The following is a 21,496-nucleotide window of genomic DNA, read 5'->3' as shown; positions in this document are numbered from 1 at the left end:
GTTTTGTTGTGGCGATTACCAGAAAAAACCTATTCGGAAAACTTAATGTAAGCCTGTTTAAAAGCGTGGAGAGTGCCACTACGCTGTGTAAATTACGCGGTAATCCTTACGTTGAATTGATTCACTGGTTAAATCAGATTTATCAGCAGCAGGATAGCGATATCCGCCAAATTGTACGACATTTTGAACTTGATGCGGAAATACTCGAGCGTGATTTTTCGCAGGCATTAACGCGCCTGCCTGCGGGCGCCAGTTCTATTTCAGATTTTTCATATCATATTGAACTGGCTATCGAGCGGGCATGGATATTTGCCAGCCTGGAGTGTGAGAACTCGCGTATTCGTAGCGGCCATTTGCTGATGGCGCTGCTGACCACCATGGAATTACGCCGCGCGCTTTTCGGCATTTCGTCCGTATTCGAAAAAATTCCGCTGGAACAGTTAAGCAAAGATCTTGGCTACATTATTCGCGACTCTGCAGAAGAGAGCGAAGCGGGCGGCGCAATGGTTTCCGCCGAAGCGGGCGTACCGGGCGAAGCCAGCAACGCGATGGGCAGCACGCAGAGCGGCGGACTGGCGCAATATTCGACCGATCTGACCGCGCTTGCGCGGGAAGGCAAAATTGATCCGGTGCTGGGACGGGATAAAGAGATCAACACCATGATCGATATTCTGTTGCGTCGTCGACAGAATAATCCTCTGCTCACCGGGGAGGCGGGGGTAGGGAAAACGGCCGTCGTGGAAGGTCTGGCGCTCGCGTTAGCCGCCGGAGAAGTACCGCCCGCGCTGCAAAACGTTCGCCTGCTGACGCTGGATGTCACCGCGCTTTCAGCCGGGGCCAGCATGAAGGGCGAATTTGAAGCGCGTTTAAAAGCGGTACTGGAAGATGCCGCCAAATCGGTCGAACCGGTAATTTTATTTATTGATGAGGTGCATACGCTGGTCGGTGCGGGCGGTAATGCTGGAACCGGTGACGCCGCTAACCTGATGAAACCGATGCTGGCCCGCGGGCAGCTGCGCACCATCGGCGCGACAACCTGGAGCGAGTTTAAGCGCCACATCGAAAAAGATCCGGCGCTGACGCGACGCTTCCAGGTGCTGCAGGTAGACGAACCGTCGGAGGATCTGGCTATCGCTATGCTGCGCGGCCTGCTGCCGGTACTGGAAAAACACCACGGCGTCTGGGTAATGGATGAGGCGATTCGCGCCGCCGTGCGTTTATCTCATCGCTATATTCCGGCCCGGCAGTTGCCCGATAAAGCGATCAGCCTGCTGGATACGGCATGCGCCAGGGTCGCCGTTGCGCAGCATGCGCCGCCGACTGAGCTACAGCTGCTGAAATTCCATCAGCAGTCGGCGCAGGCTGAACTGTCCATGCTGGAAAAAGCCATCGGTTTTGGTAAAGAGGACGACAAACGGCTTCAGCCGATTCAGCGCGCTATCGACGACCATGCAGAAGAAGCGTCGGTGCTGGAGCGGCGCTGGGTGCAGGAGTGTGAACTGGTGGCGACGATCATCGATACCCGTCAGCAGCTGCTTGCCGCCACGGTGGAAGATCCGCAGATGCCGGAGGCGGAAAAAATCAGTTTCCTGCAGTCTCGTTTGAATGAACTGGAAGCGACGCTGAGCGAGATCCGCGGTGAAAAGGCGCTGGTGCAGACGGAAGTGAACGCCAGCATAGTAGCGGCGATTGTGGCTGACTGGACGGGCATCCCGGTGGGACAGGTGCTGAAAGACGACGTCAGCGCCGTCATGGAGCTGCCGCAACGTCTGGCGGAAAAAGTCATTGGCCAGACCTACGCGCTAACCTGCCTGAGTCAGAGTATCCAGACCGCGCGCGCCGGGCTTGCCGATCCGCAAAAACCCTTTGGCGTGTTCATGCTGGTTGGCCCTTCCGGGGTCGGGAAAACTGAAACCGCGCTGGCGATTGCCGACCAGCTTTATGGCGGCAAGCAGAATCTGATCACCATTAATATGAGTGAATATCAGGAAGCACATACGGTTTCCTCGCTGAAAGGGTCGCCGCCGGGTTACGTAGGCTATGGCGAAGGCGGCGTATTAACCGAAGCGGTTCGCCGCAAACCTTATAGCGTCATTTTGCTGGATGAAGTGGAAAAAGCGCACTCCGATGTCCATGAACTGTTTTTCCAGGTATTTGATAAAGGGTCGATGGAAGACGGTGAAGGTCGGCAGATTGATTTTCGCAATACCGTTATTTTGCTGACCAGCAATGCCGGTAGCGACATTATTAGCAGCACCTGCGCCGATCCGCAGACCATGCCTGATGAAGAAGGCTTGCTGAAATTACTCCAGCCCGCGTTGCTGAAGGTATTTCCGGCTGCGTTTTTAGGCCGCGTCACCGTTATACCTTACTTACCGCTGGCGACAGATTCATTGCAGCATATTGTCAGAATTCATTTGGACCGTATCGCTGAGCGTGCGAAAGCGCAGTATGACATGGCGTTAACCTTTAGCGATGAACTGGTTCAGCACGTTGTTGAACAATGTCCGGTAGCGGAAACCGGCGCCAGAATGCTGATTCGTTTTATTGAGAAAAATATTTTACCAAAGATTGGCAGTGCACTTTTAAACCAGGCTGATAAATCGGCGAAAAATAAAATAATAGCTATGCAGTGCATTTTATCTGAAGAAAAGGAAATTGATATTGTGATGCAAGTGGAGGGCAAGCTAAAAATTTAATCTACAGGAAGTAAGTAATAACCAAAAAGCGATCTTAGGGTCGACAAGTTTTAATTTGAATAACGCTAATATAGGGAATTTGTTATGTCTACTTTCAAAATGACATTATGCGCGCTGGCGATGGCGACAGTATCAACTTCTGCGCTGGCCGCCACGCAGGGTACCGTAACGTTTAACGGTGAACTGATTACCAGCACCTGCGAAATTGCCGCTGACTCTGTTGATCGCCAGGTACAACTGCCGACAGTTGCGATTCAGACTCTGGCCAAGGCCGGTGACACTGCGGGTTCTAAAGGTTTTGACCTGAACGTTGAAAAGTGTCCTACCGGTATTACTCAGGTAGCCGCGCACTTTGAAGCTATCGGCAGCACTGGCGTTGATAGCGCAACTGGCAACCTGACCAACCAGTTTACTGATGCGAGTATCCCTACGGCGGGGAACGTACAGGTCCGTCTGTATAACTCTGACGAGCAGCAGCTGAAACTGGGTGAAACCGGCGCGCCTGCTACCGTGACCGACGGTAAAGCGACCATGCGTTACTACGGCGGTTACTACGCGACGGGTGCGACCACTGTAGGTAAGGTTTACGCGCAGACAGCTTATACCATCGCGTATCCGTAAGTCTTTCCGCCAGGATTGAATCCGGGGCGAGAAATCGCCCCTGTTAAGCTCTTTTATCAGATAGACCGTATTACCTGCGGGACAGTACTATGAAATATCAACGTGCACTATTATTAAATGCTTTTCTCTTTTTCGCGCTGGCAACCCACGTTGCTTTTGCCGGGATGACCATATCCGGTACGCGGGTGATTTTTCCCGGTTCTGAAAAAGAGCAGACGGTGAGAACCAATAATAAAAATGATACACCGACACTGGTTCAGGTCTGGGTTGATGATGGCAATAAAAATACTGACATTAATAATATTAAGGTGCCATTTACCGCTACGCCGCCCGTTTATCGTGTAGAGCCTGGCAAAGGACAGAGTGTACGTCTTATTTATAATGGTATGCCATTGCCGCAGGATCGGGAGTCGGTGTTCTGGTTTAATATGCTGGAAATACCGCCAATGAATGAAAAGGTACAAAACACCGATCGTCTGGAACTGGCATTCAGAACCCGTATTAAAATATTTTATCGCCCGACCGCGTTAAAGAGTAGCAGTGCCAATGAATTCGAAAAACTGCGTTGGGAAATCATTAGCCCGACCCGAGGTATTAAAGTGAATAACCCAACGCCTTATTATTTTTCATTTGATTCGGCGATCGCCTATTCAGGGAGCACACAATATCCTCTGGTGGCGGATATGATCCCGCCGTTTGGCAATAAAGAATTTGCACTGGCGGGTAAAAATAAAGTGCCAGCAACGATCGGTAGCGTTGAGGTCCGCCTGATTAACGATTATGGCGGCGTTGTTAAATATCAGTTGACTCATTCAACGGGTAACACCCTGTCAATAAAGAAATAATAAGACGCTGAATCGCCTGGCGGGGGAGACAAGGACGTGGATCCGAAAGAGATAAAAAAACATGCACGCCGCGCAATCCGTGAATCAAAAATCGCGGCGGCGATACGCCATATCCTTATCGCTTCTTTTGGCGCCAGCGTTTCTGTGTTGGCACAGGCCAGCACCGGCGATCTGGCAACCAGCGGTAAAAATGACGTTGTGAAATTTAACAGCTCGTTCATTCACGGCCTTAGCGTTGATGTCTCTCGTTTTTACGAGGGCAACCCGGCGCCGGCAGGGGAGTATGCGGTGCAGGTCGCCGTCAATGGTCTGAGCCGGGGGCAGCGTAAGGTGCTGTTTAAGCCTGTTAAAGGCAATGTTAGCGCCCAGCCATGCTTCACGTATGACGAACTGAGTCATCTGGGAATTAAGGTGACGGCAAAACCTGAGACGTCAGAAAGCGGGCAATGCGCCAGGGTGGACGAGTGGGTGGAAGGCGCGAGCGCGAATTATTTGCCCGGCGATTTTTATCTCAATCTGGTTATTCCGCAGGCTTTCATGGTGCAGTTTCCGCGTGGTTATACCGATCCTGCGTCGTGGGATCCTGGCGTGCTGGCGGGGGTACTGGACTATAACGCCAACGCCTATGCTCAGCAGAGCGTCAATCAGTCCGGCGGAGGAAACGATCGATCCGCCAGCGGCAACCTGGGATTGATGATGGGACTGAACGTGTATGACTGGCGATTTCGTAAGCGGCTGAATACCAACTGGAGCAGTACGGGATCAACGCATACCCACTCCCTCATGACGTATCTGCAGCGCGACGTTCCGGTGCTCAGAAGTCAGCTGACGCTGGGCGATAGCTCGACCAGCGGGGATCTGTTCGACAGCATGACGGTGAGGGGGATACAGCTACAGTCTGACGACCGTATGCTGCCGGAAGGCTTACGTTACTACACGCCGATGGTACGCGGTATCGCTGAAACTAACGCCAAAGTCCAGGTGACGCAGCGGGGGCAGACGCTATACGAGACAACCGTGCCGCCAGGACCGTTTGAACTGAGCGACATTGGCGCAATGGGATATGGCGGTGACTTGCAGGTGACGGTGACGGAGGCGGATGGCCGCCAGCGGACGCAGGTGGTGCCCTTTTCCGCGCCGCCGATGCTGCTGCACGCCGGCGTAAGCCGTTTTGGCGTGACGGTCGGTAAGTTGCAGGACGATGCACTCGCCGAAGAACCCGGTGTGGCCCAGGGCTTTTACCAGTATGGCATTGGCAATATGTATACCCTGTACGGCGGCGGCCAGCTGGCCGATCACTACGCTGCGGTAGGGCTAGGAAACGCGTTTAATACCCCATTGGGAGGCGTATCGCTGGATGCGACCCGCGCGCGAAGTGAACTTGGCGGTGGCAAGGTCTCCTCCGGCAACAGTTTTAATATTGGTTTTAGTAAGTTCCTGGATACCACGTCGACAGACGTCACGCTGGCAGCTTACCGATACTCATCAACGGGGTTTTACAGCCTCCGCGATGCGGCGCTTGAGCGCTATGGCGCCAGAAACAATGATTACATGGTGGATTACCGTACCCGACAGCGCTTTACCGTGAGCATCGGTCAGCCGTTATGGAACGGCAGCAGGATAAATTTTTCCGGTAATTTTTATAACTACTGGGACGATCGACCATCGACCAGCCAGTACATGGTCTCGTATAGCAAATCCGAGCGCTATTTCTCGTGGTCGGTGTCGGCTTCCCGGTCGTATAACAGCGACGGCCGAAACGTGAATAACGTGATGCTGTCCGTCAGCGTACCGCTGGGACGCAGCATCACAGAAAAACCATTGTTCAACACGGTCTACTCCACCGCCACGCATGACAATAACGGCGGCAGTGGATTCCAGATGAATGCCATCGGCAGCCAGGGCGTACAGAATGAACTGAGCTACGGCGTGGGCACCTCGCTTAATAAAGCGCAGGATACGTCAACGCAGGCGGCGTTCAATGGCAACGTAAATTACAACGCGCCGGTAGGACAGCTTGGCGCGACCGCGTCGGTGGGGAATAAGACGCGTCAGCTCTCACTGTCGGCAAACGGCAGCGTGGTGGCGCATAGCGGCGGCGTTACGCTGGGGCCGCGACTGGGCGATGCGCCGTTTGCGTTGATTGACGCGCCGGGCGCAGAAGGGGCAAGGATGCTGAATGGCTATGGTTCACGCATCGACTCCCGCGGCTTTGCGATTGTGCCGTCGCTCACGCCCTATCGTGAAAACACCATTGCGGTGAATACCGTGGGACTGCCTGATAACGTGGATGTGCTGGAAAGTGAAAGCACGGTTATTCCGCGAATGGGCGCCGCGGTAAAAGTGAATATCAAAACGAAGGTGGGAGCGCCTGCGGTATTAATTGTCCGGGATCGAAAGGGACAGCCTTTGCCTATCGGTGCCGATATTTTCGATCAGCTGGATAATAGTCTGGGCATTATTGGCCAGGGTGGTATGGCGTTTATTCGTGGCTGGCAGGCTGAGAGCAGTAATTTATACGTGAAAAACGCATCTGGCGATCGTCTGTGCACGATTTACTCCAATAGTGATATCGCTAAAAAAATAAGTGAATCGGCCGGTTCTGTTACGCAGGTGGAGGTGGTATGTCATTAATCAAAAAAACACTCTTCCTGGCTCTGCTGGGGATCCCGACAGCCTGCGCCTATGCAGTTAATTACTCAATGGACGTATATTTTACCGGGACTTATACCGACGAAACCTGCGTCGTAGAGATTAATAATGGCAGCAATAATGAAGTCGTCACCTTGCCTAAAATTTCGGTTATTTCGCTGCAGACCAATGGCAGCGAAGCGGGCAGCGTACCATTTAATATCACCCTGAAAGAGTGCCCGGCCAGCAGGACCGTTGCGGTGTTTTTCAATAGCAGCATCTCCGGCACGGATACCGCAACGGGAAACCTTATTAACGATACGGGACCTGATATGAGCAAAAATGTTCAGATCAGATTACGTAAAGAAGACAGTTCGCAGGTCATTATCGATGATGCGACCTCAGGCCAGGACTATATTATTTCTGCCACGGCAGACCCATTAAGTCATAGGTTTTTAGCGAGCTATTATGCGAAGGGTGACTCAGCTGCTACTGCCGGCAAAGTCCAGACGGTAGCGGGAGTCGAGCTTGTTTATAAATAACAGGGAGTGGAATCAGCGAATTATCTGAACGTTAACTATCAGACCAGTCATGATTTATACATAAACGGTGATTAAAGAGTATATATCCATATGAGCAAGAGTAACTCACAAAAATTTATCGCACGTAACCGTGCGCCGCGCGTACAAATTGAGTACGACGTAGAAATCTATGGCAGTGAAAAGAAAATTGAACTGCCGTTCGTCATGGGCGTGCTGGCGGATCTATCCGGAAAACCGCTTGAGCCGCTGCCGCCTGTGGCGGACCGCAAATTCCTGAGTATCGATATCGATAACTTTGACGAGCGTATGAAAGCCATGCGCCCGCGTATGGCGTTCGCGGTGCCAAACACCTTAACGGGTGAAGGGCAGCTGATGGTCGATATGACCTTTGAAAGCATGGACGATTTTTCTCCGGATGCGATCGCCCGCAAAGTTGATTCATTATCTCAGCTTCTCGAAGCCCGTACGCAGCTCGCCAATCTGCAGACCTATATGGACGGTAAAGCAGGCGCGGAAAGCCTGGTGATGAAGGTGCTGAATGACAAGTCGCTGTTGAACACCCTGGCATCGGCGCCAAAACCTAAACAGGCTGACGAAGCCGCGTCCTGAATGTGAATCAGAGAGATCAAAATGGCAACTCAAGCACAAAACCATAAGCAGGCCGCGCCGCAGGCCGCAACGCAAAATGATTTTAATGCGTTACTGACCCGTGAATTTAAGCCGAAATCCGAGCAGGCGAAATCGGCGGTCGAAATGGCGGTGAAAACCCTGGCGGAGCAGGCGCTCTCTACCTCGATCACCATGGCCGACGATGCTTACAAAAACATCGCGGCGATTATCGCGGAGATTGACCTTAAGCTGTCAGAGCAAATAAACCTGATCCTTCATCATGAAGAGTTTCAACGTCTGGAAAGCGCCTGGCGCGGTCTGCACTACCTGGTGAACAACACCGAAACCGATGAGAAGCTGAAGCTGCGTTTCATGGACATTTCCAAAGATGACCTGCGTCGCAACATGAAGCGCTACAAAGGGATCGCATGGGATCAAAGCCCGCTGTTTAAGCAGATCTACGAAGAAGAGTACGGTCAGCTTGGTGGCGAACCTTATGGCTGCCTGGTGGCAGATTACCATTTCGACCACAGCGCGCCGGATGTGGATCTGCTCTCCTCCATCGGTAAGGTGGCGGCGTCTGCCCATATGCCGTTTATTACCGGCGCTTCGCCATCCGTTATGCAGATGGACTCCTGGCAGGAGCTGGCTAACCCGCGTGATCTGACGAAAATCTTTACCCAGAACCTGGAATATGCCGCGTGGAACTCCCTGCGTCAGTCTGAGGATTCTCGTTATATCGGTCTGGCGATGCCACGCTTCCTTGCTCGTCTGCCTTACGGTATCAACACTAACCCGGTGGATAACTTCAATTTTGAAGAAGATACCGACGGTGCGAATCACAGCAAATACGTCTGGGCTAACGCCGCATATGCGATGGCGGTCAACATCAACCGCTCATTCAAGCATTACGGATGGTGCACCATGATTCGCGGCGTAGAGAGCGGCGGCGTGGTGGAAGATCTGCCGTGTCATACCTTCCCGACCGATGATGGCGGCGTGGATATGAAATGCCCGACGGAAATCGCGATTTCTGACCGTCGCGAGGCTGAGCTGGCGAAGAATGGCTTTATTCCACTGGTTCACCGTAAAAATACCGATTACGCGGCATTTATTGGCGCGCAGTCATTGCAGAAACCGGCGGAATATTACGATCCAGACGCAACGGCCAACGCCAACCTTTCCGCGCGTCTTCCGTATTTGTTCGCCTGTTCACGTTTCGCACATTACCTGAAGTGCATCGTGCGCGACAAAATCGGTTCGTTCAAAGAGCGTGAAGATATGCAGCGCTGGCTGAATAACTGGGTCATGAATTATGTCGATGGCGACCCGGCTAACTCATCGCAGGAAACCAAAGCGCGCCGTCCGCTGGCGGCGGCGGAAGTGGTGGTGGAAGACGTGGAAGGCAATCCGGGTTATTACCAGGCGAAATTCTTCCTGCGTCCTCATTTCCAACTGGAAGGTCTGACCGTTTCTTTGCGCATGGTCGCTAAATTACCGTCACTGAAAGACGTGGCGTAATTCAGTCAATGAATTAATAAGAATAATAGTCTCATTATTCTTGAAAATGCGGTTGCGCAGGGATTTCTGCGCACTGTGAAAGGCAAAAACTATTTTGTCTTCATTTCGTTCGTTACTGTTTGAGTAACGTTGTTACTAAGAGCTAATTAAGGAAATCGTATGGCTCAGGATATGTTTATTAAAATTGATGGCATCGAAGGCGAATCTCTTGATGCTACCCATAAAAATGAAATCGAAGTGCTTTCCTGGCATTGGGCCAGCGCGCAGAGTTCAAATATGCACAGCGGTTCCGGCGGCGGTGCAGGTAAAGCAACGGTTGAAGATTTTTGCTTTGAGCACTATGTCGATAAGGCCAGTACTAATTTGCTGAGCTACTGCCTGTCCGGTAAGCATATTAAGGACATTCAGTTTGTGATTCGTAAAGCTGGCGGCGATCCGCTGGAATATCTGACCATTAAATTCTCCGATGTCATCATTACCCGCGTTGAAACAGCCGGTTCCCACGCTGACGAAACGCGCCCGCGTGAACGTGTGACGTTCGCCTTCACTAAACTGACTCAGGATTACGTCATGCAGAACGCCGAAGGCGCGAAGTCTGGCGTAATTTCTACAAGTTATGACGTAAAAGCTAACCTGCGCAGCTAATTAACGCCAGGTTCGCTGACAGAGTTTTGCCGCTGCGGCGGCAAACTCTTCTCATAATGACGCAGTTTGGATGGATTGAGTGGAAACGTATGCTGAGCGGAAAAGAAATAAAACACATACTCAAAGGAACGGCAGTTTTTTTACTGTCACTCTTTTTAGTCGCCTGTAGTGGAAGCAGCAGTCCGGCGACCGATGGTGATGAAATAAAAATAAATCTGCTGGCGGCAAGCGATATTAACCCAAATGAAATGGGCGACCCGGCGCCACTCAATATATTTATTTATAACGTCAAGGATCTGGATGTTTTAACCAATGCGGATTTTTATGAAATTGTTGATGGGACCAGTAAGCCTGTACAGGCAGCAGCTTCAAAAGTCTATGAAGCGATTTTACAACCCGGAGAGTCGCGCACCATTCTGATTAAACCAGACGGTACTACACGCAGCCTTGCTTTCATTGGTGCCTATCGCAGCCTAAATGATTCTCTCTGGCTGGCGAGTTGGGATCTGCCAGAAAAGAAAACATCGTGGTGGCGGCCGAGTTTCTTTAGCGATGATTCGCTTGAGTTGAATGTGCATTTCCAGAAAACAGCAATAACAATTAAAGAAATGGATTAAACCGTGAGAACGAATAAAGTCGTCTGGAGTGAAGGGCTGTTTCTTCGTCCGCAGCTTTTTCAACAGCAAGAACGCTATTTTGAATACTACGCACATAAAAGAGCATCAACCCTGAGCCCCTTCTTTTGGGGATTCTCGCAGTATGAAATCGACCGCGAGGCGCTGTCGTATGGCAAGCTGGTGCTGCGGACCGCGCGCGGTGTATTGCCGGACGGTACGCCTTTTGATGTGCCCGATCACGCTGATTTACCCGAGCCGCTCACGATTTTGCCTGAACACCTGGGCAAGACGATTTTTCTGGCGGTACCGTTACGTCTTGATAATAGCGATGAGACCATCTTCAGCCAGCATGATGTCAGCTCGCTGGCGCGTTTTCACGCGCAAGAGGCGGAACTCTGCGATACCAATGCGATTCGCCAGGGGCCGAAGCCGGTTCAACTGGCCAAACTGCGGCTCAGGCTGATGTCGCAAACGGAAATGACCGAATCGTGGATTGGTCTGCCGCTGACCCGCGTCAAGGCGATTCAGCCCGATGGCAGCGTGCTGTTGCATCTGGACGATTATATTCCACCCGTTACCGGCTATGCGGCTAACCCCCTGCTGAGCGAATGGCTGACCCATCTTAATGGTCTGGTCAAAATGCGCGCCGGAATGCTGGCGCATCGCCTGTCGGCGTCAGACGGCAAGGCCAGCGCCAGCTCCGAGGTGGTGGATTATCTGCTGTTGCAGATTTTCAATAAATACGAGCCGATTCTCGATCACCTGCGCCATATCCCGGAACTACCGCCTATCGTGCTTTACGAAGAGCTGGCGAAGCTGGCCGGCGAGCTTTCGACCTTTGTGCGTACCAAAACGCGTCGTCCCAAGAGCGCACCGGGCTATGACCACGCCAGCCTCTATCCTTCCATTCGTCCCCTGGTCGACGATGTGCATGACCTGCTGAACCAGATCCTGGTGCGGGCCGGGCAGCTTATTGACCTGCAGGCTAAAGGCAACGGTGTCTGGGCGGCCTCGATGCTGCCGAACGAGTTACGTTCGTTCTCAAACCTGGTGCTGGCGGTTCATGCGCAGCTGCCGATGGACGTGTTGCTCCAGCAGTTCCAGGCGCAGGCCAAAATCAGCGCACCGCAACAGCTCCATGAACTGGTTCGCTCGCACCTGCCGGGCCTGGTGCTGCAGGGGCTGCCGGTACCGCCGCGGCAGATCCCGTACAGCACGGGCTACGTCTATTTTGAGCTGCTCAAAAATGGGCCTTTCTGGGACAAGATTTCAACCACTGGCGCGCTGGCGCTGCATATTGCGGGTGAGTTCCCTGGCCTGAAGATGGAACTTTGGGGAATCAGGAACTGATGAAAGACGATATTAATCCACAAGTCTCCGCGGAACCGACGGAGTTCGAGGACAGCTCGCCGCAGGCGTTGGGTAAGTTCCTTCTGGATGAACAAGGGGACTGGATACAGGAACCGGAAGCGACGTCGAAAGGTGAAGCCGGGCCGGTTGGCGAGCATGCGCCGCGTGGCGAACACGCGCTGAAAAGCGAAAGTGTGCAGCAGCGGATCTTACGCGTGAAGGCGGCGGAAAATCCTCTGCTGGAGGCTGCGCAACCGCTACTGCGCTCGCTTGGCGATATGCCGGAGCAAATTAAGGATATCACCCATGTAGAGATCCTCAAAAACACCCTTAAGAGCCAGATTACCCTGTTCGGCGTCGTCTGCGACGAGGTGAATATTCCGTGGAAAAAGATGGCGATCGTGCGTTATTGCCTCTGCACCGCGCTGGATGAGGCGGCGCATACCACGGCATGGGGGCTTGAGGCGGGATGGTCGCAGAGCAACCTTCTGAACCACTTTGAAGGGGATAACGACGGTGGGAATAAATTCTTCCTGCTGGTTGGCCGTCTCTCCATGAATCCTACCGAATTCGCGGATGTGCTGGAGGTATTGCTGCGCATTCTGGGGCTGGGGTTTGAAGGGCGCTACAGCATTATTGAAGATGGCGATCGCCAGCTCAGCAAAATCCGCCAGCGTCTGCTGACCCTGATCCAAAGCACGCGAAACACCACTCCGCCCACGCTGTCGCCGCATGGTCTGCAGCCGCACGGACCAGCGGTGCGCGAGAAGATAGTGATCCCCGTACGGCTAAGCGCGTTGTGCGCAGGCGTACTGGTGGCGTCGGCGTTTCTCTGCTGCAAATTCTGGTTACTGTCGCGCAGCGATGGCATCACCAATGGCATCTATGCCATGCAAAACCTCAGCGTGCCCGTGGCGCAACCTGCCATGCGTCTGAAGCTGGCGGTGCTGCTGCGTAACGAAATCAGGCAGCAGCTTCTGAGCGTGGATGAGAGCCAGAAGCAGAGCAAAGTGGTGCTGAAAGGGGATGCGCTGTTCCTGTCCGGATCTGTCCGCGTTCAGCCGGAGATGGTGAACGTCATTGAACGTATCGCCAGCGAAGTCCGACGCGTGAACGGTGACGTAGTAATTGTTGGTCATACGGACGCCACCCCGATCAGTCGGCCAGGCTTGCCCAATAACGTTGTGCTCTCGGAAAAACGAGCGGCGGAAGTAGCGCAATATTTTATTTCGGCCGGGTTGCCTGAAAGCAAAGTGAAAGTCCGTGGCGTGGGGAGTAGTCAACCCGTGGCGTCCGATGCGACGGCTCAGGGAAGGGCGAAGAATCGCCGTGTCGAGTTTTTTGTCACGTACTAATGAGGACGACAATGTCTTATTTAAATAGAGTCTTCACCACGCGGTTTATGAAGACGCTGCTGATTGTGTGCGGTGTGGCGTTATTGATCGCCGCCATCTGGTTCCTGGGACCGTTCTTTGGATTTGGTGAGTCTCGTCCTCTGCAGAGCATTGAGTCGCGCATTATTTTTATTCTGCTGGCGGCGTTTTGTCTCGTCTGTCTCTGGCTGGGCTGGCCCGCGTTTATTGCGCTGACCGCAACGCTGTGCGTCATTGTTTGGGTATTTGGCCCCTTCCTGTTGGTGGGCGAAAGCTGGCCAGTTGCGCCGGTGAGCGTCAGGCTGGCGATCATTGCCGTGATTTTGCTGGTCGCGTTGTTATACGGATTGTGGTTATTACTGCTGGCGCTGAAAGACAACCCTGAGCTGCTCAATAAGTTTGCCCGCAATAAGGGGCCGGTCGCGGACGATAATAGCTCGGAAGTGATGGCGGTCATTAGCAATGCGGTCAACTACGTGAATACAAGCCGCGGCACGCTGTCGTTTTTCCAGCGCGTGATCCTGGCACGTAAGCCGCTGGATGTGCTGCCCTGGTATATGATGATTGGGACCGCTGGCGCCGGCAAAACGTCGGCGATCCTGGCATCCGGCCAGAATTTCCCGCTGCCGGAGCAGCTGAATCAGGTCGGCAAGCCTGCCTCGCCTACCCGCAACTGCGAATGCTGGTTCGCCAATGACGCTATCTATCTTGACACGTCCGGGAAATACATCAGCGAGCCGGAAACATACCTCAGCGAGTGGCGAGCTATCCTGAAAGCGCTGAAAAAACACCGGCCGGTCAAGGCGATTAACGGCGTGGTGTTGTCCTTTTCCGCCGCCGACGTGATGTGCCGCAATAAAGCCGAACTGTTTGAGCTGGCGGCCAGCCTGCGGGCAAAAATTGAGGATGTGCGGCAGACGCTCGGCGTGCGTTTTCCGGTGTATGTGCTGGTGACGAAACTCGATCAGTTACCGGGTTTTACCGAGTATTTCAGGATCCTGACCGATCAGGAACGCGAGCAGGTCTGGGGCGTGACGTTCCCTTATGGCGATGTCAAAACCGTTTCCGTCTCGGGGCTGCGTAGCCAGATTGTCGAGGAGTTCTCCCTCCTTGAAGAGCGCCTGGAGCGCGAGATGATCGTGCGTCAGCAGGAGGAGTATGACCATCGGGATCGCAAAAAGATGTATGCGTTGCCGCAAGACTTTCACCTGCTTTCCGGCATGGTGGCGGAAGTGGTACATAACATCTTTTTTGCCTCCCGCTACGATGAAACGCAAAGCTATACCCAGCTGCGCGGTATCTATTTTAGCAGCAGCCATCAGCCGATTGATTTTAACCTGCTGAATAACCAGAGCGTGATTCGTCACTGGTCAAACTACGTCGAACATAAGTCTCCGGAGGGGATGGCGTCGCTGAGCGCGAAGTCAGACGACCAGGATTTTCTGGTTAACGATGTCTCTTACGGGCGGCAGTATTTTCTTAAACAGCCCTTTAGCGACGTGATCGTTAAGGATCTGCATTTGGCGCGCTATAACCTGGCTAACCAGTCAAAGTACCGCCTGCAACGCTTCCTTGGCCATACGCTGTGCATCGCGATCGCCTTTATATTGTTAAACGGCTTCTATAACAGCTATCACAACAACAGCGGTTATCTGGATGCCATCGAGACGAAAGTTGCCGCGCTGCGCGGAGAAGTAGACCGCTTCAACCATGCGGCGAACGACACCATGCTGCCGCGCCTGTTGGCGCTTTCACACTCGCTGCCGGACTATGGCACGCTGGATGTGTTGAACCCGATATTGTCGTGGCGTTATGGGCTGTATACCGGCACGGATGTGGCGACAGCGTCGGACTCGCTCTATCAATACTTCCTTCAGCGGCTGCTGTTGCCGCAGATCCAGCAGCAGGTGGTGGTGTCGTTACAGGACGCGATTGAAAGCGGTGACGCGGCGCGCATCTACAGCCTGTTAAAGCTCTATCTGCAGGTCACCGGCCAGGGCAAGTTCGACCAGCAAGAGATGATCGTCAGCATTACCCAACTGTGGGAGCGCATCGGCAAGCTCCAGCCCTATGAAGAGCGGCAGATTTTTGTCTCGCATCTGACCCAGCTTTTTGCGGAGCCGGAGTGGCGGCGTTTTGGTCAGGATGTGGATGAAGGCCTGGTGAAATACGCGCGGGCGGTGCTGGAACGCGAAGACTTAGCCAGCCGCCTTTATGGGCGTATCAAAGCCTCCCTGGCGCAGGACGCGCCAGCGGATTTAACCCTCGGTGAAATGGCAAAATCCCAAGGCGGTGACCTGTTTACTTTGAGCGAGGAGTATAGCGGGAGCGCCATTCCCGGCCTTTTTACCCGGGCCGGGTATTACGAGGCGTTTAAAAAAAAAATGGGTCCGGAGCTGATGCTGTTAACGCGTGAGGATGCCTGGGTGCTGGGGAAAGCGAAGCCGGACGCCGCGCCGCCAAAGGTGGCCCTCGGCAGCGACGGCACGCTGGTTAACCCGGTGCAGCAGCAAATTCTCGCCCTCTATCTGGATGAATATACCCGGTACTGGCAGGACTTTCTGAGCAATATTCGTATTAAAGAGAACGTGCTCACGCAGGATTACGGCAGCGCAGGTGTCGCGGCAAATATCTATATGCTGCGAACGCTCAGCGCCTCCAGTTCGCCGCTGGTGAATCTCATTCAGCGCATCGTGAAGGAGACGACGCTGGCGAAAAGCGATGAAAAATCGCTGCTTGATAACGTTAGCACTAAAGGCCGAATTCTGAATGCGGCGGAAAAGGTGAGTCTCGCTTATGCCAGCATGGAAAAGAAGTTGCTCAGAGAGCGGGTTGATAACCAGTTTGCCCCGCTGCGTGAATTTGCCACCGGTAGCCGGGAACTGATGCAGGAAGGAAGCCCTGCCATGACCGGCGCGGAGCTTGGCAAGTTGATGGGGGCGTTAAGCGAACAATACACGCTTTTTGTGATTTACGACGATGCGCTGAAAAACGGTAACTCGCCGTCGCTGCCGAATACCGCCCTGAAAGTTAGTGCCGAATCGCAAACCTGGCCCGATCCGCTGAGTCACCTGGTGGGACCGCTGCTGGACAGCGTTTACCATCACGCCAGCCAGGAGGCTATCGCCAGAAGCAATGAAGGGATTGAAGAGAGCATCGGGCAGGTTTGCCGCGCCACGCTGAAGGGGCGTTATCCGTTTGCCGATACCTCGCGTGAAGTCAAACGCGCTGACTTTGAGCGCTTTTTCGCGGTGGGCGGCCTGGTCGACGACTATTACAAAAAATACCTCGCGGATAAAGTCGATACTTCTTCGCAGCCGTGGCGCTATAAAGGCGATGTTGAGACGGATGATGCGAATATGTTGGCTTTTTTTGAGCAGGCGGCGGAAATTCGCGAAGCCTTTTTCCAGGGTGAGAATGGCCGAAAATTAGCGCTCGCGTTTGATATTTCGGTTCAGCATCTGGATCCGGTGATTACGCAGCTCAATATGAATTTTGATGGTCAGCAGGTGAATTATGCGCACGGTCCAGTTTCATCGGCGTCGATCGTCTGGCCGACGTCGCGTGCCGTATCAAAAACGACAATGAACGTGACCCCAAGGGTCGCAACGGGGAATTCGTCGCTGACGTTTAGCGGTCCATGGTCGCTTTTACGCTGGCTGGATAGCGCCCGCGATATTTCCTCAACGGATACTGATGAACTGATTTTGCGTTATTCTCTGGACGCCAGACGTGCGGATCTTGAGGTCGCGGGGCTAACCTTCAAAGATCAACTGGTCGTGGATATGTTGAAAGATTTTCGTTGTCCTGGCGAATATTAAAATCCGAGGGAAAGATGTCTCTACGACTGTATTTACTTGGTGGTGAGTCGCGTGCGAGTCCTTTTTGCAGAAAGAGAAAAAAACAGCGTCAGAAGGAGGCTTTTATTTCTCAGAAAATTCTGTCAAACATGGCGGCGGCAATGACAGATGAATATTTATCTACGGCTTATCCGTGGTGTTTTGTCATATCGTCCAGCACTGCACAGGATAAATATCATTATGTCGGGGCGTGTAAGATTCTTTGTAATGAACAAGGTGAAAAGTCGCTTGTGGGAATGTACAGCCCGGTATCACACCAGTGGCTGAATAAGAATATGCAGGCCGATTTTTCACTGACGTTCTGGATGAGCAGAATTTTAAATATGGTACAGGAAAATGATTTTTCTGCCTGCAACACACCATTGCTGCGGCAATGGCGCACGGCACTGCAGCGTGCTTATTCTCCATTTTGGGAGTCTTTTGCGCTGACGCCAGCGTGGCGTTTTAAAACTCGTTCGCAGGCCTTACTCAGGGAGGGATCACAGCAAGACTATTGCATCCGAAATAGCGATGGTGTTGACGTTATGCCATGGAAAAACTGGCCTGACTGCCTATTAAACGAGTCAGGGATATGGTTATGGCGGGAAAGTCGACATAGAAAAATATTGGATTCACAACGTATCAGGTGATTATATGTCACGTACTATAACATTAAGCAGTCCGGCGATGCCGTTGTTGCTGGGCAATACCGCTCTGGTCATCTCTAAGCTGGATGGTGAAGAGGCGCTGTCGTCCCTGTACTCCTATGTGATTACGGCTAAAACCCCGGCTAACCCTTTGATTCCCTGGCAGGCCGCATCAAATGTCGATTTGAAAGCGTTAATCGGCAAAGAAATGACCGTCACCATTGAACTGGATGGCAACGGGCTGGGGGATATTTTTGCGATTGGTAAAGATACCCGGGAAATTTCAGGCATTGTGCAACGTGCGCGTTATATCGGACGCGATGGTAATCAGGCGCTCTATGAAATTGTGATTCGTCCATGGCTGCATCTGGCAGAACTCACCTCTGATTTCAAAATATTCCAGCAAAAAACCGTAGTGGATATTATTGATGAGGTGTTAGGTGATTACAATTTTCCGTTAGAAAAACGGCTGTCGGGAAGCTACCCGCTGCTGGATTTCCAGGTTCAGTATGGTGAGACCGACTTTGACTTTATTGAACGGTTAATGGAAGAGTGGGGTATTTATTGGTTCTTTGAACATGCCGAACAGCACCACAAACTGATTTTAGTGGATAACGTCGGGGCGCATAAACGTTTCCCGAGTGAAGCCTATCACGTAATTCAGTATGCTGCCGATCGTCCGAAGATGGACCAGGAATATATCAGCCAGTTCCATTTTCAGGAGACCATTACTTCCGGGAAATGGGTCACCAATGATTATGATTTTACGAAATCACGTGCCGATATTATGGCGCTCGACAGCAAGCCACGGAAAACCAGTTTTAATGAGATGGAGATCTTCCATTGGCCAGGTGATTACGAGCAGCCCAATATCGGCGAGCAGCTGGCGCGGGTGCGAATGGAAGAGCGCGGGGCGCTGGGGTCACGCTGTGAAGGGGCCGGCGAACTGCGCGGTATTGCCTGCGGGTGTGATTTTGAACTGGTGAATTATCCCGTCGAGAAAGCGAACCGCGAATACATGGTTTTGCGAAGCCATCTGGTGGTGGAAGAGATTAATCAGGTGACCGGCATGGACGAATTCCGTTATCACTGCGATTTTACCGTTCAGCCCACCACCAAGATTTATCGCCACCCGATGACGGTGCCCAAGCCGAAAACCAGCGGACCGCAAACGGCAATCATTGTTGGTCCTGATGGCGAAGAGATCTGGACCGACGAATACGGCCGCGTAAAGGTGCGTTTTTTGTGGGATCGCTATGGCAAAAACAGAGAGTCCGACTCCTGCTGGCTACGTGTGAGCCAGGCCTGGGCCGGAAACAACTTTGGCGGGATCTATATTCCCCGTATCGGCCATGAAGTGATAGTCGACTTTATTAACGGCGATCCGGACAGACCGCTCATAATCGGCAGCCTGTACAACAACGTCACAATGCCGCCGTGGGATCTGCCAGTAAACGCTACGCAGAGCGGGTTGGTTAGCCGCACCGTTGGCGGTGGGCGAAGTAACTTTAACGGCATTCGCTTTGAAGATAAGCCCGGACTTGAGCAGTACTGGGAACAGGCCGAGCGCAATATGACTCGTTTAACCAAGCAAAACGAGGAGCAGACGATCGGCATGAATTCCGACGTGAATGTCGGCCTGTCGCGAAATCTGTTCGTTGGCGCGAACTATATGTCGGATGTGATCGGTAACAGTAGCGCCATGATCGGAGGCGCGCTGGCCATTCAGGTGGGAGGAGGCCAGACCGATACCGTTGCGCTTGCGAAGGGAATTAACGTCGGCGGCGCGTTTATGACGAACGTAGGTGGTTACCACTCTTTATCTGTTGGCGGCGCTCAGCAGGTCAATGTGGGGGGATATCACTCTCTGGCTGTCGGCGGCGCGAGCACGACCGTTGCGGGCGGAGCGATGACGCTCTCGGCAGGCGGTGAGCTGGTGCTCTCGGCGAAGAAAATCAAAATCGTGGGTTCCGATCAGGTCATTATCCAGGGCGGCACAGTCGAACTTAACCCTGGCGACTGCTGCGATAAATGCGGCGGTGGAGGCGGCGGCGGCGGCGGTGGTGGAATGATTGGCCTGCGTGGCCTGCCTGTGATTTCAACGCTGTTTGGCGTTGAGATTCCATTACCGCCGCTCCCGACGCCAACGGAACCTCCGACGGATACGCCAACGGAGACCCCGACGGAAACCCCGACGGAGACCCCGACGGAAACCCCGACGGAAACCCCAACGGAAACCCCAACGGAAACCCCGACGGAAACCCCGACGGAAACCCCAACGGAGACCCCGACGGAAACGCCAACGGTAACCCCGACGGTAACCCCGACGGAAACCCCAACGGAGACAGGCAGCGAAACGCCTGAACCTTAATGTGCATCTGACGGTGAAGACCTGTCGTCGTCACCCACTATTTTTAAGGGAGAGTGAAGTATGCAAAACGCAGCACGTGTCGGAGATGCCACCGCTCACGGTGGTGCCTTATGTTCCGGGTCGGGCAATGTCTACGTTAATGGCATTCCAGCCGCGATGGTGGGCGTCAGTATCGCGCCATGCGCGCTGTTGCATGGCGCAGCGCCCGTGGCCGTCGGCTCAGGAACGGTCTTTATCAACGGGGTACCGGCCGCAAGGTTGGGCGATGTAACCGGGTGCGGTGCGGCTGTCGTAACGGGCTCTGGCGATGTCTATATCGGTTAACGCGATGAAGCTCCGTTTTGAATGGCCCGTATCGCGCCAGCCCGTGACGCTGCAGGAAAATATTACGGCGGATCGGGCCATCGCAATGGAGGTAAGCAGCGGGGTCTTTGGACCCCACAGCCAGGTACCGGAGGGACAAGATGCAGTGGCTTTTTACTGGCATTTAACCCGTCCGGTCATGCGGAACTTTTGCGTCAACGCCATCTGTTTGCTCGACGGCGTCGAGCTCCGCTACGGCGAGAGCCAGCCCCTGCGCATCGGGAGTCATCTTCAGATCGGCCACTTTAAGCTGGAGACGTCCACTGAGGAGGCCGACGCGCTAACGCATCAGGGTTTTTTGCCGTTTATCGGCGCGGAGAATACCTGGCAGGCGGCGGATAAAATCCCTGAAGTTGAGGCGATTTTGCCGAACGGGGGCAGTTATATAAATGACTTACATTATTTCAATAATGTCATCGCGCAAATGAACAGTAATGATGTATTGAAAATGCTTGAAATCGAGTACAAACGATTCCTTATATGGCAAGAGCAAGGGCGCCAGTATTACGATAATGTCAGCAATGAAGCGGCTTATCTTATCAAAACCGATAATAAATTTGACCGCGTAAACGAAAGTTTAAAAGAAAAGACCTTAACGGAATGTATCGTCGACAGAACTTATCTGATGGAAAAGGTCTGGCCTGATTTTGAAAACAGCGGTGTCCCGGACGATATTTTTGCCGAAGAAGAAAAAATCGATTTACTCAAATCCCTTTCACCAGAGCACATCGTGGCGAAAGGAACTTATCAGGTTCCGGAACTGGTGTTCCGTGATTTCCACAAGATTGGCCTGGATTCACACTATTAATAACAGGAGTTACTA

General features: G+C 53.0%; 16 protein-coding genes. All 16 read left to right on the top strand.

Annotation, left to right across the window (positions count from 1 at the left end; genetic code table 11):
* Window positions 1-8 precede the first annotated feature (8 nt).
* The 16 genes from tssH to GVO84_RS18725 all read left to right on the top strand — a co-directional run bounded on the left by tssH (window position 9) and on the right by GVO84_RS18725 (window position 21,481).
* Complete coding sequence (tssH, locus tag GVO84_RS18800; RefSeq protein WP_201283076.1) at window positions 9-2,699, top strand: type VI secretion system ATPase TssH; 2,691 nt, start codon at window positions 9-11, stop codon at window positions 2,697-2,699.
* 84 nt (window positions 2,700-2,783) lie between these two features.
* Window positions 2,784-3,320, top strand: coding sequence for a fimbrial protein (locus GVO84_RS18795; protein WP_121424645.1), 537 nt, complete (start codon window positions 2,784-2,786; stop codon window positions 3,318-3,320).
* Window positions 3,321-3,409: 89 nt separating this feature from the next.
* Window positions 3,410-4,165 carry a fimbrial biogenesis chaperone gene (locus GVO84_RS18790; RefSeq protein ID WP_159514881.1) on the top strand — a complete coding sequence of 252 codons (756 nt, stop codon included), beginning with the start codon at window positions 3,410-3,412 and terminating at the stop codon, window positions 4,163-4,165.
* 36 nt (window positions 4,166-4,201) lie between these two features.
* Complete coding sequence (locus GVO84_RS18785; protein WP_159514880.1) at window positions 4,202-6,799, top strand: fimbria/pilus outer membrane usher protein; 2,598 nt, start codon at window positions 4,202-4,204, stop codon at window positions 6,797-6,799.
* Window positions 6,790-7,338 (top strand): fimbrial protein, encoded by a 549-nt coding sequence (locus tag GVO84_RS18780; RefSeq protein WP_121424642.1) that lies wholly within the window; start codon window positions 6,790-6,792, stop codon window positions 7,336-7,338. The genes GVO84_RS18785 and GVO84_RS18780 overlap by 10 nt, the downstream gene beginning before the upstream one ends.
* A 90-nt stretch (window positions 7,339-7,428) precedes the next feature.
* Window positions 7,429-7,947: a type VI secretion system contractile sheath small subunit gene (tssB, locus tag GVO84_RS18775; RefSeq protein WP_121424641.1), complete on the top strand. Its 519-nt coding sequence runs from the start codon at window positions 7,429-7,431 to the stop codon at window positions 7,945-7,947.
* A 21-nt stretch (window positions 7,948-7,968) separates the two neighbouring features.
* Window positions 7,969-9,468 (top strand): type VI secretion system contractile sheath large subunit, encoded by a 1,500-nt coding sequence (tssC, locus tag GVO84_RS18770; protein ID WP_121424640.1) that lies wholly within the window; start codon window positions 7,969-7,971, stop codon window positions 9,466-9,468.
* 159 nt (window positions 9,469-9,627) lie between these two features.
* Complete coding sequence (locus tag GVO84_RS18765) at window positions 9,628-10,113, top strand: Hcp family type VI secretion system effector (RefSeq protein WP_121424639.1); 486 nt, start codon at window positions 9,628-9,630, stop codon at window positions 10,111-10,113.
* Window positions 10,114-10,202: 89 nt separating this feature from the next.
* On the top strand, window positions 10,203-10,730 hold the full coding sequence (tssJ, locus tag GVO84_RS18760) for a type VI secretion system lipoprotein TssJ (RefSeq protein ID WP_183078915.1): 528 nt from the start codon (window positions 10,203-10,205) through the stop codon (window positions 10,728-10,730).
* Window positions 10,731-10,733: 3 nt separating this feature from the next.
* Window positions 10,734-12,080 (top strand): type VI secretion system baseplate subunit TssK, encoded by a 1,347-nt coding sequence (gene tssK / locus GVO84_RS18755; RefSeq protein WP_121424637.1) that lies wholly within the window; start codon window positions 10,734-10,736, stop codon window positions 12,078-12,080.
* Window positions 12,080-13,435 (top strand): type VI secretion system protein TssL, long form, encoded by a 1,356-nt coding sequence (gene tssL, locus GVO84_RS18750; RefSeq protein ID WP_121424636.1) that lies wholly within the window; start codon window positions 12,080-12,082, stop codon window positions 13,433-13,435. Before tssK ends, tssL begins: the two co-directional genes overlap by 1 nt.
* An 11-nt stretch (window positions 13,436-13,446) precedes the next feature.
* The gene (tssM, locus tag GVO84_RS18745) at window positions 13,447-17,274 is read left to right on the top strand and encodes a type VI secretion system membrane subunit TssM (protein ID WP_236545887.1); all 3,828 of its coding nucleotides are present in this window, start codon (window positions 13,447-13,449) and stop codon (window positions 17,272-17,274) included.
* 14 nt (window positions 17,275-17,288) lie between these two features.
* Window positions 17,289-17,942 carry a T6SS protein Cts1T gene (locus GVO84_RS18740; RefSeq protein WP_121424634.1) on the top strand — a complete coding sequence of 218 codons (654 nt, stop codon included), beginning with the start codon at window positions 17,289-17,291 and terminating at the stop codon, window positions 17,940-17,942.
* 37 nt (window positions 17,943-17,979) lie between these two features.
* The gene (locus GVO84_RS18735) at window positions 17,980-20,310 is read left to right on the top strand and encodes a type VI secretion system Vgr family protein (protein ID WP_236545939.1); all 2,331 of its coding nucleotides are present in this window, start codon (window positions 17,980-17,982) and stop codon (window positions 20,308-20,310) included.
* Window positions 20,311-20,370: 60 nt separating this feature from the next.
* Window positions 20,371-20,634, top strand: a complete 264-nt coding sequence (locus tag GVO84_RS18730) for a PAAR domain-containing protein (RefSeq protein WP_121424632.1) — start codon at window positions 20,371-20,373, stop codon at window positions 20,632-20,634.
* On the top strand, window positions 20,618-21,481 hold the full coding sequence (locus tag GVO84_RS18725) for a TagK domain-containing protein (protein WP_159514878.1): 864 nt from the start codon (window positions 20,618-20,620) through the stop codon (window positions 21,479-21,481). Before GVO84_RS18730 ends, GVO84_RS18725 begins: the two co-directional genes overlap by 17 nt.
* The last annotated feature ends 15 nt before the right edge of the window (window positions 21,482-21,496 follow it).

Origin of the sequence: Enterobacter sp. SM3 (assembly GCF_009811935.2) — a bacterium.
GTDB lineage: Bacteria > Pseudomonadota > Gammaproteobacteria > Enterobacterales > Enterobacteriaceae > Enterobacter > Enterobacter asburiae_D.
The sequence above is the reverse complement of the archived record's forward strand: the minus strand, read 5'-3'. Positions and strand labels throughout refer to the sequence as shown.

What these genes read in the sequence shown, in the direction of transcription:
- tssL (WP_121424636.1), top strand. Translation starts at nt 12,080, where the DNA reads ATGAAAGACGATATTAATCCACAAGTCTCCGCGGAACCGACGGAGTTC.
- GVO84_RS18735 (WP_236545939.1), top strand. Translation starts at nt 17,980, where the DNA reads ATGCCGTTGTTGCTGGGCAATACCGCTCTGGTCATCTCTAAGCTGGAT.
- GVO84_RS18765 (WP_121424639.1), top strand. Translation starts at nt 9,628, where the DNA reads ATGGCTCAGGATATGTTTATTAAAATTGATGGCATCGAAGGCGAATCT.
- GVO84_RS18780 (WP_121424642.1), top strand. Translation starts at nt 6,790, where the DNA reads ATGTCATTAATCAAAAAAACACTCTTCCTGGCTCTGCTGGGGATCCCG.
- GVO84_RS18725 (WP_159514878.1), top strand. Translation starts at nt 20,618, where the DNA reads ATGTCTATATCGGTTAACGCGATGAAGCTCCGTTTTGAATGGCCCGTA.
- tssM (WP_236545887.1), top strand. Translation starts at nt 13,447, where the DNA reads ATGTCTTATTTAAATAGAGTCTTCACCACGCGGTTTATGAAGACGCTG.
- GVO84_RS18740 (WP_121424634.1), top strand. Translation starts at nt 17,289, where the DNA reads ATGTCTCTACGACTGTATTTACTTGGTGGTGAGTCGCGTGCGAGTCCT.
- tssC (WP_121424640.1), top strand. Translation starts at nt 7,969, where the DNA reads ATGGCAACTCAAGCACAAAACCATAAGCAGGCCGCGCCGCAGGCCGCA.
- tssB (WP_121424641.1), top strand. Translation starts at nt 7,429, where the DNA reads ATGAGCAAGAGTAACTCACAAAAATTTATCGCACGTAACCGTGCGCCG.
- tssJ (WP_183078915.1), top strand. Translation starts at nt 10,203, where the DNA reads ATGCTGAGCGGAAAAGAAATAAAACACATACTCAAAGGAACGGCAGTT.
- GVO84_RS18795 (WP_121424645.1), top strand. Translation starts at nt 2,784, where the DNA reads ATGTCTACTTTCAAAATGACATTATGCGCGCTGGCGATGGCGACAGTA.
- GVO84_RS18730 (WP_121424632.1), top strand. Translation starts at nt 20,371, where the DNA reads ATGCAAAACGCAGCACGTGTCGGAGATGCCACCGCTCACGGTGGTGCC.
- GVO84_RS18790 (WP_159514881.1), top strand. Translation starts at nt 3,410, where the DNA reads ATGAAATATCAACGTGCACTATTATTAAATGCTTTTCTCTTTTTCGCG.